The organism is Streptococcus alactolyticus (assembly GCF_012277075.1).
Taxonomy (GTDB): Bacteria; Bacillota; Bacilli; order Lactobacillales; family Streptococcaceae; genus Streptococcus; species Streptococcus alactolyticus.
On record NZ_JAAXMT010000011.1, the window covers coordinates 119,469 to 132,999 of the forward strand.

Below are 13,531 nucleotides of genomic sequence, written 5' to 3' on the forward strand. Positions count from 1 at the left end.
TGGTGTTTGAAAGGGTGCTGCTTTTGTGGTATGATAGGTAAGAAATTGTAATAGAAAAGGAATGGAACATGAGCGAGGCTAGAATTGCTCAAGATGTTCTGGTAATGAAAGGTATGTCAAAAGAAACGCTTGTTTTACTTTATGGTGGACGTTCTGCGGAACGTGAAGTATCTGTTTTATCAGCTGAAAGCGTCATGCGTGCGATTAATTATGATAAATTCTTTGTGAAAACTTACTTCATCACAAAATCTGGTGATTTTATTAAAACACAAGAATTCTTTAGCAAACCTGCTGACGATGAAAAATTGATGACTAACGCCACTGTTGTTGAAAGTCAAAAAATTAAACCAAGTGATATTTATGAAGAAGGAGCAGTTGTTTTCCCTGTTCTTCATGGACCAATGGGTGAAGATGGTTCGGTTCAAGGTTTCCTTGAAGTTCTCAGAATGCCTTACGTTGGAACAAATATCTTGTCATCAAGTGTGGCAATGGATAAAATCTCAACCAAGCATATTTTGGAAACAGCAGGCGTGCCACAAGTGGCTTATGTGACTTACATTGAAGGGGCTGACCTCGACAAAGCTATCGTAGATGTCAATGCAAACTTGACTTACCCTGTTTTTGTCAAACCAGCCAACATGGGCTCTTCAGTAGGGATTTCAAAAGCTGATGACGAAGCTTCACTTCGCTCTGCTATTGACCTCGCCTTGAAATACGACAGCCGCATCCTTATCGAGCAAGGGGTCAATGCGCGTGAGATTGAAGTCGGTATTTTAGGAAATGGCGATGTGAAAACAACCCTACCAGGTGAAGTGGTCAAAGATGTTGCCTTTTATGACTACGATGCCAAATACATCGACAACAAAATCACCATGGACATCCCAGCTCACATCGCTCCTGAAATTACGGAAGAAATGCGTGGCTACGCAGCAACAGCCTTTCGTGCCATTGGTGGCTGTGGTTTGTCACGTTGCGATTTCTTCTTAACAGAAGACGGCCACGTTTACCTCAACGAACTAAACACCATGCCAGGTTTCACCCAATGGTCAATGTACCCACTGCTTTGGGAAAACATGGGACTTCCATACTCTGATTTGATTGAGCAATTGGTAGAACTCGCTAAAGAAATGTTTGACAAACGCGAAAGCCATTTGATTTAAGACGAAAAAGCACCCTCGAGGTGTTTTTTTGTGCACAAAATAACCTCAGAGATGGGATAACTCTCTGAGGTTGTTTATTAAGGTAAGTTGGCGAGTTTGCGCAATTCTGGAATCGTCTGCAAACGTGGAATCACTAACATGGTAATGATAATACGTAGTGGTATTTCAAAGATTTTCAACCAACGCCCTGACAAGTACTGCGCCCAGAAAGGAACACCAAAGTAAATCTGAATGAGGAGTGGGGTGAAAATAAAGGTCCCGATTAACATAATCACGACAGTCGCTAGCGTCACATGAAGCCAGTCTTTTTTACTTGACCAACTTAGAGGCTTTTCATAAAAGAAATAACCGTAGAGAAAGCCTTGAAAGGCTTCCATCAAGGTCCACCAAATGATGAAATTACCAGCACCGCTCGATAAGTTATCCACCACATCGAGAATACCTAGACTGATAAATGCCCAAAAAGGACCTGCGATCATTCCGATAATCGTGTTGACAATAAAGGTCAAACTAATCACCAATTGTTGTGGGATAATCGGAATAGAGAACTTACTAACGATGAAAGCAAGGGCAATAAGCATCGCCAAGCTAACCAGTCGCTTAGGGGTTAATGGGGGTGTTTTAAAAATAGAATGCATTTTGGCTCCTTTAATCAAAAGTAGAGCTGTTAAAATTAACAGCGGATGCAATGGCTCACCGCGCAAATTGCTTCGTTGTGTGACAACATCCCATTCACACACACTTAACGCGAACCATTTACTCTGTGCAAAAAAACTTTGCAACTACGATTGTACCATAAAAATCCAACAAGAAGGGGGATTTTATGATATAATGAAAAGGTTAATAATAGATTTTTTATGAAGGATTCAAAATGAAATTAACATTGCATGAAGTGGCCAAAGTTGTTGGCGCTAAAAATACGATCTCAGAGTTTGATGACGTTCCCCTGCACCAAATCGAATTTGATAGTCGCAAGATTCAAAAAGGGGACTTGTTTTTGCCTTTGAAGGGTGCACGTGATGGGCATGATTTTATTGAAACGGCTTTTGAAAATGGTGCCGTTGCAACCTTTTCAGAACGCGAATTGAGCCACCACCCCTATCTTTTGGTGGACGATTGTTTGGAGGCCTTCCAACGCCTAGCCCAATACTACCTTGAAAAACAACGTGTTGACGTGATTGCCGTGACAGGCTCAAACGGAAAAACAACCACAAAAGACATGATTGCAGCGGTTTTGTCAACCGAATACAAAACCTACAAGACACAAGGCAATTACAACAATGAAATTGGCTTGCCTTACACTGTCTTGCACATGCCTGATGACACGGAAAAAATCGTGCTTGAGATGGGTCAAGACCACATGGGCGACATTCACCTCCTATCTCAATTGGCTAAACCTCACATTGGCGTGGTTACCTTGATTGGTGAAGCCCACCTTGAATTTTTCGGTAGCCGTGACCAAATTGCCAAAGGTAAAATGCAAATCGTTGATGGCATGGATTCTGATGGGATTTTGATTGCACCAGCAGACCCGATTATCGACCCGTATTTGCCAACACGCCAAATGGTGATGCGATTTGGCGATGGTGCAGAAATTTTTGTCAAAGACCTGCAAGAAAGCAAGCACTCGCTGACCTTTACCACTAATGTGGTTAACCGTCCCATCACCTTGCCAGTGCCTGGAAAATACAATGCCACAAATGCCATGGTAGCCGCTTACGTTGGGAAATTATTGGCCATTGCTGACGATGATATCGTTGAAGCCCTTGAAAACATCGAATTGACTCGCAACCGCACAGAGTGGAAAAAAGCTGCCAACGGTGCCGATATTCTTTCAGATGTTTACAATGCCAACCCAACAGCCATGCGTTTGATTTTAGAAACCTTTACCAAAATCCCTGCCAATGAAGGTGGGAAAAAAATCGCTGTGCTAGCAGATATGAAAGAACTTGGCGAACAATCTGTGGACCTTCATAAACAGATGATTATGAGTCTATCACCTGACCAATTAGACACCCTTATTTTCTACGGTGAAGACATTGCCGAGCTTGCCCAATTAGCCAGCCAAATGTTCCCAATCGGGAAAGTGTATTATTTCAAGAAAACAGCAGATGAGGACCAATTTGACCTCATGCTAGAAACCCTTCAAAAAGTCTTGCAGCCAGCAGATCAAGTGCTTTTGAAAGGCAGCAATTCCATGCATTTGGCTAAAGTCGTGGAAGCTTTGGAAAACGAAGTGTGACAAAGCTGAGGAAGAGTTGTTGAATTAGGCTTTAATTTTCGTTATAATAATAGAGTTATGGGTTTCATAGCTCTATTTTTGTAATGAGCGTGGCCTTCAATGAATGACAAGTGACTAAAAAACGAATAAGGAAAGACAATGACAATTCAAGACGATATTAAAAAACGTCGTACCTTTGCCATCATCAGTCACCCAGATGCTGGTAAAACGACGATTACAGAACAATTGCTTTACTTTGGTGGTGAGATTCGCGAGGCGGGTACTGTCAAAGGGAAAAAAACAGGAAATTTCGCCAAATCAGACTGGATGGATATTGAAAAACAACGTGGGATTTCAGTAACTTCATCAGTAATGCAATTTGATTATGCAGACAAACGCGTGAATATCCTAGACACCCCAGGGCACGAGGACTTTTCAGAAGACACCTACCGTACCTTGATGGCGGTAGATGCTGCGGTAATGGTGGTTGACTCAGCCAAAGGTATCGAAGCACAAACCAAAAAATTATTTGAAGTTGTCAAACACCGCAATATCCCTGTTTTCACCTTCATCAACAAATTGGACCGTGATGGACGTGAACCCCTTGATTTGCTAGAAGAATTAGAAGAAGTGCTTGGCATTGCCAGCTACCCAATGAACTGGCCAATTGGTATGGGAAAATCTTTTGAAGGGCTTTATGATTTGTACAACCAACGCTTAGAACTCTACAAAGGTGACGAGCGTTTTGCAGACCTAGCAGACGGTGACAAACTCTTTGCCAACAACCCCTTCTACCAACAAGTTTTAGAAGACGTTGAATTGCTAGAAGAAGCAGGAAATGAATTTTCTGAAGAAGCTATCTTGTCAGGTGACTTGACGCCTGTATTCTTTGGTTCTGCCTTGACGAACTTTGGGGTGCAAACCTTCCTAGATACCTTCTTGAAATTCGCTCCAGAACCACACGGCCACAAGACCACAGATGGCACGGTCATCGACCCTTACGACAAAGATTTTTCAGGGTTTGTCTTTAAAATCCAAGCCAACATGGACCCACGCCACCGTGACCGCATCGCCTTTGTCCGCATCGTTTCAGGTGAATTTGAACGCGGCATGAGTGTCAATCTAGCCCGTACGAAAAAATCAGTGAAACTCTCAAACGTCACACAGTTCATGGCCGAATCACGTGAAAATGTTGAAAATGCTGTTGCCGGTGATATTATCGGGGTTTACGATACAGGAACTTACCAAGTCGGTGATACCCTAACTGTCGGTAAAAACAAATTTGAATTTGAACCCCTCCCAACCTTCACCCCTGAATTGTTCATGAAAGTGGCTGCCAAAAATGTCATGAAACAAAAATCCTTCCATAAAGGGATTGAACAATTGGTGCAAGAAGGGGCTATCCAGCTGTACAAAAACTACCAAACAGGCGAGTACATGCTTGGTGCCGTTGGTCAGTTGCAGTTTGAAGTTTTCAAACACCGCATGGAGAATGAATACAATGCCGAAGTGGTCATGACCTCAATGGGTAAAAAGACTGTCCGCTGGATTAAACCAGAAGACCTTGATGAACGCATGTCATCAAGCCGCAACATCTTGGCAAAAGACCGCTTTGACCAACCCGTTTTCCTTTTTGAAAACGACTTTGCTTTGCGTTGGTTTGCGGATAAATACCCAGACGTTGACCTCGAAGAAAAAATGTAATAAAACCAAAGAGAAAGGCTGACACAGACGCTTTTCTCTTCTTTTTATGCCCTTATAAATCTTCAAAAAGTGAGAAAAGTAAAATTATGATGGGAATGACCATGTTTTCTATCTTTTTGATTAGGAATATGGTACACTAGATGAGTTGTTAGATAACGACAGTAAAGTTTAATAAGGCAGCTTCGCACTGCCTTTTAGAAAAGAGAACATTTTGAAATTTACAGAACTTCATTTATCAGAAAACATTCTTAAAGCGGTGGAAAAAGCAGGTTTTGAAGAACCATCACCAATCCAAGAATTAACCATTCCTTTAGCCTTAGAAGGCAAGGATGTTATTGGACAAGCCCAAACAGGTACCGGAAAAACAGCAGCTTTTGGCTTGCCAACACTAGACAAAATCGACACCAGTCGCCACGTTGTTCAAGCCCTCGTTATTGCCCCAACGCGTGAATTAGCCGTCCAAGGACAAGAAGAATTATTCCGTTTTGGTCGTGAAAAAGGGGTCAAAGTTCGCTCTGTTTACGGTGGCTCAAGCATTGAAAAACAAATCAAAGCCCTTCGCTCAGGTGCCCACATCGTTGTCGGAACACCAGGACGCTTGCTTGACTTGATTAAACGCAAAGCCTTGAAATTAGACCACGTGGAAACCCTTATCCTTGATGAAGCAGACGAAATGCTCAACATGGGCTTCCTTGAAGATATTGAAGCGATTATCAGCCGTGTGCCTGAGAACCGTCAAACCCTCCTCTTCTCAGCAACCATGCCCGAAGCCATCAAACGCATCGGTGTCAAATTCATGTATGACCCAGAACATGTACGCGTGGCAGCCAAAGAATTAACCACTGACTTGGTGGACCAATACTATATCCGTGTTAAAGAACAAGAAAAATTTGACACCATGACACGTTTAATCGACGTGGAACGCCCAGAATTAGCCATCGTCTTTGGCCGTACCAAACGCCGCGTGGACGAATTAACCCGTGGCTTGAAATTGCGTGGCTATCGTGCCGAAGGCATTCACGGTGACCTTGACCAAGGCAAACGCCTCCGTGTCCTTCGTGATTTTAAAAATGATAACATCGACATCTTGGTAGCGACAGATGTTGCGGCGCGTGGGCTTGACATCTCAGGTGTGACCCACGTTTACAACTATGATATTCCGCAAGACCCTGAAAGCTACGTTCACCGTATCGGTCGTACAGGTCGTGCTGGTAAACACGGTCAATCTGTCACATTTGTGGCACCAAATGAAATGGGTTACTTGTCAATCATCGAAAAATTAACCAAGAAACGCATGAAAGGCCTGAAACCAGCGACAGCAGAAGAAGCTTTCAAAGCTAAGAAAAAAGTGGCTCTTAAGAAAATCGAGCGTGATTTTGCAGATGAAACCGTTCGTGCAAGCTTTGACAAATTCAAAGGCGACGCTATCAAGCTAGCAGCTGAATTCACCCCTGAAGAATTGGCGCTTTATATTCTTAGCTTGACTGTGAAAGACCCTGAAAGCTTGCCAAAAATTGAAATTGCGCGTGAAAAACCATTGCCATTCAAACCATCAGGTGCTCACAACAATGATCGCAAAGGTGGACGTGGTCGCGACAATCGTCGTGGTAACCGCTCTGACAGACGCCGTGATAACCGCGACAACCACTACGAATTCAAACGCATCTCTTCTAAAAATAAGCGTGACTTCCAAAGCAAAGACAACAAACGTCCTCATCGCACATCAAGTGAGAAAAAAGCAGGCTTTGTTATTCGCAATAAAGGGGAACGTTGACCAAAATTTTATCAAAAAAGACTTTGTTTCATGAAACGAAGTCCTTTTTTGTGTAAAAAATAGCAGAAAAAGATAGATGTTAGTGAATATTTTTTCAGAAAGTTTCACATAAACTATTTGTAAAATTCTTGTAAAGTTACTGCAAAAAACTCTGAGTTCTTTTGTTTGATAAATCTAATGTTTAAGATTTATAATGTATTTTAGAATAAGTTAGAAGATATTTTTGGTTGTTTTTTAGTTCTTGTTTTTGTCTCTTTGCATTAAAATAAATAAAAAATTCTGAAAACTAGAAGAAAACACTGCATGGGTTAAGAAAAAAAGTTGATTTTTTACGTTTTAAGTAAAGTAAAAGATATAAAATGAGAATTAAACATCAATTTTAATCATAATTAACTTGTTTTTGTTTATAAAAAATTCTGATAATTTTAAAAATATGAATTTGCAAAAACATTGCTTTTGTAATATTTAAAGGAGGTGCTACCTTGTAGAGATGTGTTGCATAGGAGTAAAATGTATAATTATTTAGGTTGAATTGTATAAAAATGATACAACGATTTCTTTGTATTAAGAAAAAGAAACAGTTTTAATATTATGGAGGTTACAATGAATAAACCTAAGCAATCCAAATCAAGTTTTAATTGATACAAATCACGTCAACGTTTTTCAATTAGAAAGTACCATTTTGGTGCTGCTAGCGTCTTGCTAGGTGCAGCACTTGTATTAGGTGGTGGGCAAGTAGCAGCCGACGAACCTAGTGCTTCTAACAACATCAAAGTAGTTGTTACTCAGACAGCTGACGAGGATGCTCCTACAAGCAAGAAGGGACAAAAGAGTCAATCACAACACCAGCTACTGAAGTAAGTGCAACGGAAAGCAAAACAGAAGAAGTTACTCCAGAAAAGGCACAAGCAGCTCTACTGCAACAGAAACAACGGATAGCTCAGTTGTCGTATCTGCTGACACAACAGAAGAAACAACACCATCTGTTGAAGAAAGCAAAACCGAAGCTTCTAGCGATGTAACAGAAGAAAGCACAGCGCCTTCCGTCGAAGAGAGCAAAGAAGCTGAAACAGCACCTTCTGTTGAGGAAAACAAAACAGAAAACCAAGAAAGCACAGCTGAAAGCAAAACAGAAACTTCAGAAGACAAAGCAGAAGAAGTAGCTCCAACAACAGCCACAATAACTTCTGCAACAGAAACAACTGAAAAAGAAGTGACACCAACTGTTGAGACAACTCCAGAGCTGACAACTACAGTCGCAATGCCTGCTAGTGAAACAAGTCAAGAAACAACACCAAAAATCACAGACCTAACACCTGATGAAATCAAAGTGTTGACAACGTCACAATTAGCTAAAATGGACCTTTCAAACACCATTTTGGCATCATTGACTTTTGAACAAAGCAAGGCACTTACCCTTAACAAAGACTATCAACGCTTAGGCTCAGGCGGAAGCGTTAGCGAATCAGGCGACCGCTTCTTTGCTAATGTCCAAGGTGGTACACCAGTCAACAACGTCAACACCTTCCGTCCAAGCGTGACCTACGAATCTAACCAAGCGGTCTCTGACTTTGTCAATGGTACAGACATCCAGCTTGCTACTCCAACAACTGGTGAACACAGTTCTCAAACAATAAGTGGCTCTCTATGGCATGATGGAGGGGTTATCAATACTTATGATAAAGCAGCTGCCGAATCAGATCAAAACTTTGGTTGGAAACCAATCGGCAACTATGTTCAAGTCGGAACGAACTTCTGGGGAGGTAAAGACAACAGTATTGTACGTCCTGAGAAAGATCAAAATTACATCATCCTTGGTAAATACCAATCAGGCAAAAATAATCAGCTGGTTGATGGTTATGAAGGGGGTTACCAAGATATCACAGTCGCTCCTGGTGGTGAATTCGTCTTTAAAACAATTGCTACTTTAGCTGGCAGTGGAACTACTTATCAAACTTCAGAAACATCACAATTTGGAGTGACTATTGTTGCTCTTGATAAAGATGGTAAAGAAACAGAGACAGTTCTCTTCACCCAAACAGATGGGTATAAATTTGATTTCCTAGACGGTAAGTATAGTGTAATGGTGAACGTCCCAACGACTGTTAATAAGATCCGTGTTAAGATTACCCCAGGTAAAAGTAGTGCATTTAACACGTCTTATAATAGTGTCGATACCTATGGTCTAGCTCTTGTCAGTGCCAAAGATTGGGTTGGTTCAGCTATTACTTCTGATTATAACAGTGCTGAGACAAACAAGTATGCTATCGCTGGTGATACGGTAGTCTTTGATAACATCGGTATCGAAAATGATGGACAGTTGAAAGCTAATGTAACCTATACGGTTAATAGCGAAGGTATGACAGGAATCACCTTAAAACCAACAACAGATGGCAGCTCTAGTTCAACGTCATTAGCCAGCAAAAATAATACATCAGTTTCGATTACAGAAACCGTAGGGGGGTAACCCAAGCCGAGTTGAAGAGGTTGGAGCTGCAACCCAAACAAATTATAACGGTTGGTATGCTATCTCTGGTTATACCCCTGATACTGATTACGCTTATGAAAAAGACTACAAGTTTGAAGTGGAAACTTCAGATACAATCGATAAGGAAAACATCTACTACCTTAAAGGGCAATTGAGTTACTATACAAACCACGTGTCACAATTTATCAATATTTATTCGATTTATACTGAAAAAGTAGCTACAGTTGCTGATAAGACTAAGGATAGAGAAACTGTCACGGCTAAACTTGACCCGGGTACTTTGACTGTTTATCCAAAAGCAACCGCTAAGACAGACAACGTCTTCCGTGTGGGTGGTGCTGTTCCAGAGGCAGCAGACATGATTAACGATAAAATCAAAGCTGCTCTTGAAGACAGTTCAGCAACAGTGACTTATGCTTGGAAAACAGCTCTAAGCACAGATGCAGCCAACACATACGCAACTGGTGTCATCACTGCGACTTACACTTTCCCAGACGGAACAACAAGAACAGTTGATGTTTCAGTAGAAGCTGAAGTTGTTGACGTAAGTAAATTGCAAGAACTTGTTGATAACGCTGAAACAGTTCGCCAATCACCACTTTATACAGAAGCTGATGATGCGGAGAAAGCTGCTTATGACAAATCTATCGAAGAAGCACAAACAATCCTCAACGATAAAACTTCTCGTCAAACAGCTGTTGATACAGGTGTAACCAACATCACTAATGACGCTAAGACAGGTTCTTACGACCAATTGAACGGTTGGACAAACCTTAACCAAGCGAAGAAAGATGCTCTTGATGAAGTCAAAGCTGATGCGGAACTCTTGCAAAATAACATAGGCAGTGGTTACCTAAGTGAGAAATTATCTGAAGCAATTCAAACCAAATACAAAGACGCTATCCAAGCTGTCGTTGACCAATTGGCTAAAGACATCGAAGCTGCTGAAGGTGATGATTTAAGTGTCGAAACTGGTGGTGCACAAACCATCGCAAAAGTTGAAGAACTTAAAGCAGAAGCTAATGCTAAGATCCAATTGATCAACTATCAAGCACAACTTGAAGCGAAGAAACAAGACATTGCTGATAAAATAAACGCTAACACTGAAGCAACTGATGAAGAAAAAGCGGCTGCATTGAAATTATTGGACGCTGAGTACAACGAAGCTGCTGAAAAACTTATCAATGCTGCACCATCATCAGTACCTGAAACAAGCTCTGAAAATGCTGATTTGAAGAAAATTGTTGATACTTCACTTAACGATGACTACTTAACACCTGAACGTAAAGCAGCTGCTAAACAAGTCATTGAAGAAGTTTACGCAAGTAAACAAAAAGAACTTCAAAACACACCAAACGCAACGCAAGAAGAAATCGAGGCTGCACTTGCTAAATTGGACGAAGAAAAAGCCAATACTTTGGCAGCTACTGATGCAGCTACTACAAATGCTGGTGTTGATACTGCTCGTGCTAACGGTGTAGAAGCTATCCTTGCTGTTGAAGTAAACCCAACTGCTAAACAAGATGCAGAAAAAGCTATCGATGATTACGCTGCACAAAAAATTGCAGAATACCAAGAAAGCTTGAAAGGTCTAAGCCCGGACCAAACGCCAACACAAGATGAGCAAGATGCTTACATCGCTGCTGTTAAGGCAACTGCAGAAGCAGAAAAAGCAAAAGTTGAAGCAGCCTTTGCTAATGGAGCACATCCAGATGCTGATACCCTTTCAGGATTAGTGACAGACGCGAAAGCAGAAATCGACAAAGTTACTCCTGAAAACAACAAGAAAGCAAATGTTATCTCAGCAATTGGAAAGATTGCAGCTGATAAATTAGCAACTATTACTGCGGAAAATTATTCAAACGCAACTGAATAAGAACTTCAAGCTGCTAGAGATGTCGTAAACAAAGAAAAAGAAGCTGCTATCACCGCAATCAACAACGCAACTACAAATGCTGGTGTTGATAACGCTGGTGAAAACGGTGCGATTGCGATTAACAATGTTCAAGTAAATGCCAAAGAAAAAGCTGACGCTATCTCACGCATTGAAGAAGTATTGCAAAAACAAATCGAACAAATCAAACAAACACCAGATGCTACAAAAGAAGAAATAGACGCAGCTATTGAAGAAGCAACTAAGATTGCTGAAGAAGCTAAGAAAGCTATCAACAACCCAGACGTAAATACGACTGAAGAAATTGCAGCTATCGAAAAACCTGCTATTCAAGAAATCGAAAAAGTAACAGCTACACCAACTTCTAAAGAAGCTGCTCGTGCTGAAATCGATGCACTTGCAAAAGCACAAACTGAGCTTATCGACAATAACAAATTGTTGACTGACAAAGAAAAAGAAGCTGCTAAAGATGCCATCCAAAAAGCCGCTGAATTAGCTAAATCTAAGATTGACAACTCTGACGATAACTCAGCCGTTGATACAGCTAAGACACAAGGTATGAATGCCATCGCTGAAATCGTAGGAACTCCTACAACACCTGAAAATGCTAAGAATGCTATCGACGCAGCTGCTGCAGCTAAGATTGAAACAATCAACAAACGTACTGATTTAACAGACGAAGAAAAAGCTGAAGCTATCGCTGAAGTTGAGAAAATGGCAACTGCTGGTAAAGAAGCAATTGACAAAGCAACTGACTTGGATGGTATTGCTCAAGTTCAAAAAAACACTATCCAAGATATTATCAACTACAACCCAGAAAGCATGAAAGAAAAAGCTAAAGATGCGATCGACCAAGCTGCTGCTGACGCTCGTAAGAACATTGATGCTGCCACAGATAAAGCTGGTATCACTGCCGCTGAAACTGCTGGTGAACAAGCTATCAAAGATGTTCCATTTAACCCAACAGACAAAGCTGACGCTAAGAAAGCTCTTCAAGATGCCGCAGATGCTAAGAAAGAAGCTATCAACGCTGGCAACATGACAGACGAAGAAAAAGCTGCAGCTATTCAAGCTGTTGATGATGCATTGAACAAAGCAACCAATGCTATTGACAATACATCTACAATTGGTGGTGTTGATTACTACAAAGAAGCTGGTATCGATGAAATCAACAAGATTCCAACTGAATCAACTAAGAAACCAGCTGCTACTGCAGAAATCGACAAAGCCGCTGAAGATGCTAAGAAAGCAGTTGACGCTGATACGCAATTAACAGACGAAGAAAAACAAGCTGCGAAAGACGCGATCGACAAAGCCGCTGAAGATGCTAAAGATGCCATCGATAACGCAACCACAAACGGAGCTGTTGACGACGCAACTGAAGCTGGTAAAGAAGCGATTAAAGATCTTATCCCAGCAACTTCAGATAAGAAAGATGAAGCGAAAGCTGAAATCGACAAAGCTGCTCAAGATGCTAAAGCAGAAGTAGATAATAATTCTTATCTATCAGATGACGAAAAACAAGCAGCTAAAGATGCAATTGACAAAGCTGCCCAAGCTGCTAAGGATGCGATCGATGCTTCAACTACTAATGCTCAAGTAGATGCTGTCACTGAAGCAGGTAAACAAGCGATTAAAGATCTTATCCCTCAAAAACAAGCACCATCAGACGAACCAGTAGCTCCTGAGGTACCAGAAGTACCATCAGATTCAGATAACTCTGGTGACGGTGGTATGGTGACTCCTGAGGCACCTTCAGATTCAGACGCAGATCACTCAGATAATGTTGGTATGGAAGCTCCAAAAGCTCCTGCAACATCATCAAGCTCTGCTGATGCTAAAGGTACTCAATCTTCACAAGCTCCTTCTACAGCTAACGCTCTTGTCGTAGGTAACGGTGTTGGTTCAAGCCAAGCAACTCTTCCTAAGACTGGTCAAGCCGAAGATAGAAATCTCCTTGCCCCTGGTGCAAGCATGATCCTAGGTGCATTCGGACTACTAGCGGGCAGAAGAAAAAGAGAAGATGAAGAATAAAAAAATCTAGTACACTCACTTTGGCAAACAACTCTTAATCATATCTTTCACAACACTAGATTTTTTAGAGGAGGTCAGTTTTGACCTTCTCTTTTTTAAGTAAAAAAATCGGCTCATTGTCAACTGTAGTGGGTTGATGCCAGCTAACATCTAGAGAGAACCAAATTGGTTTTCTCTTTTTTGACGTTCAAAGCGATGAAAATGCGTTTTTTAAAGTTTTCAAAGTTCCTAAAGCCATAGGCATTCCGCTTGATAA

9 protein-coding genes, 2 pseudogenes and 1 riboswitch are annotated in these 13,531 nt (G+C 41.2%); of the genes and pseudogenes, 9 read left to right on the top strand and 2 right to left on the bottom strand.

All coding sequences use genetic code 11. The annotated features are described in order from the left end of the window. Positions 1-113: 113 nt before the first annotated feature. Positions 114-1,160, top strand: a complete 1,047-nt coding sequence (locus tag HFK82_RS07305; RefSeq protein ID WP_168261310.1) for a D-alanine--D-alanine ligase — start codon at positions 114-116, stop codon at positions 1,158-1,160. Positions 1,161-1,237: 77 nt separating this feature from the next. Here the strand turns inward: HFK82_RS07305 and HFK82_RS07310 are convergent, their stop codons facing one another. Next, positions 1,238-1,798 (bottom strand): folate family ECF transporter S component, encoded by a 561-nt coding sequence (locus HFK82_RS07310; RefSeq protein ID WP_168261311.1) that lies wholly within the window; start codon positions 1,796-1,798, stop codon positions 1,238-1,240. Between the two features lie 37 nt (positions 1,799-1,835). Then, a riboswitch (THF riboswitch) is annotated at positions 1,836-1,926 on the bottom strand. 105 nt (positions 1,927-2,031) lie between these two features. Here HFK82_RS07310 and HFK82_RS07315 point away from each other — a divergent pair. From HFK82_RS07315 to HFK82_RS09370, 4 genes and pseudogenes are all read left to right on the top strand, one after another. Beyond that, positions 2,032-3,402: a UDP-N-acetylmuramoyl-tripeptide--D-alanyl-D-alanine ligase gene (locus tag HFK82_RS07315; protein ID WP_168261302.1), complete on the top strand. Its 1,371-nt coding sequence runs from the start codon at positions 2,032-2,034 to the stop codon at positions 3,400-3,402. A 138-nt stretch (positions 3,403-3,540) separates the two neighbouring features. Further along, positions 3,541-5,085, top strand: coding sequence for a peptide chain release factor 3 (locus tag HFK82_RS07320; RefSeq protein WP_154455103.1), 1,545 nt, complete (start codon positions 3,541-3,543; stop codon positions 5,083-5,085). Between the two features lie 211 nt (positions 5,086-5,296). Continuing rightward, positions 5,297-6,859, top strand: a complete 1,563-nt coding sequence (gene cshA, locus HFK82_RS07325; protein WP_168261303.1) for a degradosome RNA helicase CshA — start codon at positions 5,297-5,299, stop codon at positions 6,857-6,859. Positions 6,860-7,525: 666 nt separating this feature from the next. Further along, positions 7,526-7,609, top strand: a pseudogene (locus HFK82_RS09370) (YSIRK-type signal peptide-containing protein); the annotation flags it as partial. A gap of 138 nt (positions 7,610-7,747) precedes the next feature. On the opposite strand, the gene HFK82_RS07335 reads toward HFK82_RS09370, so the two are convergent. Further along, positions 7,748-8,038, bottom strand: coding sequence for a hypothetical protein (locus HFK82_RS07335; RefSeq protein ID WP_168261304.1), 291 nt, complete (start codon positions 8,036-8,038; stop codon positions 7,748-7,750). Positions 8,039-8,072: 34 nt separating this feature from the next. Here HFK82_RS07335 and HFK82_RS07340 point away from each other — a divergent pair, with 34 nt between their 5' ends. From HFK82_RS07340 to HFK82_RS09330, 4 genes and pseudogenes are all read left to right on the top strand, one after another. Next, positions 8,073-9,326 carry a hypothetical protein gene (locus HFK82_RS07340; RefSeq protein WP_168261305.1) on the top strand — a complete coding sequence of 418 codons (1,254 nt, stop codon included), beginning with the start codon at positions 8,073-8,075 and terminating at the stop codon, positions 9,324-9,326. A gap of 118 nt (positions 9,327-9,444) precedes the next feature. After that, the gene (locus HFK82_RS07345; protein WP_168261306.1) at positions 9,445-11,223 is read left to right on the top strand and encodes a DUF1542 domain-containing protein; all 1,779 of its coding nucleotides are present in this window, start codon (positions 9,445-9,447) and stop codon (positions 11,221-11,223) included. A gap of 12 nt (positions 11,224-11,235) precedes the next feature. Further along, positions 11,236-12,882 (top strand): annotated as a pseudogene (locus HFK82_RS07355) (DUF1542 domain-containing protein); the annotation flags it as partial. Between the two features lie 150 nt (positions 12,883-13,032). Continuing rightward, positions 13,033-13,275 (top strand): LPXTG cell wall anchor domain-containing protein, encoded by a 243-nt coding sequence (locus tag HFK82_RS09330; protein WP_272869851.1) that lies wholly within the window; start codon positions 13,033-13,035, stop codon positions 13,273-13,275. Positions 13,276-13,531 lie beyond the last annotated feature (256 nt).

Bases quoted from the DNA above. Each gene is read 5' to 3' on its own strand.
- HFK82_RS07310 (WP_168261311.1), bottom strand. From the start codon at position 1,798: ATGCATTCTATTTTTAAAACACCCCCATTAACCCCTAAGCGACTGGTT.
- HFK82_RS07320 (WP_154455103.1), top strand. From the start codon at position 3,541: ATGACAATTCAAGACGATATTAAAAAACGTCGTACCTTTGCCATCATC.
- HFK82_RS07315 (WP_168261302.1), top strand. From the start codon at position 2,032: ATGAAATTAACATTGCATGAAGTGGCCAAAGTTGTTGGCGCTAAAAAT.
- HFK82_RS09330 (WP_272869851.1), top strand. From the start codon at position 13,033: ATGGAAGCTCCAAAAGCTCCTGCAACATCATCAAGCTCTGCTGATGCT.
- HFK82_RS07305 (WP_168261310.1), top strand. From the start codon at position 114: ATGTCAAAAGAAACGCTTGTTTTACTTTATGGTGGACGTTCTGCGGAA.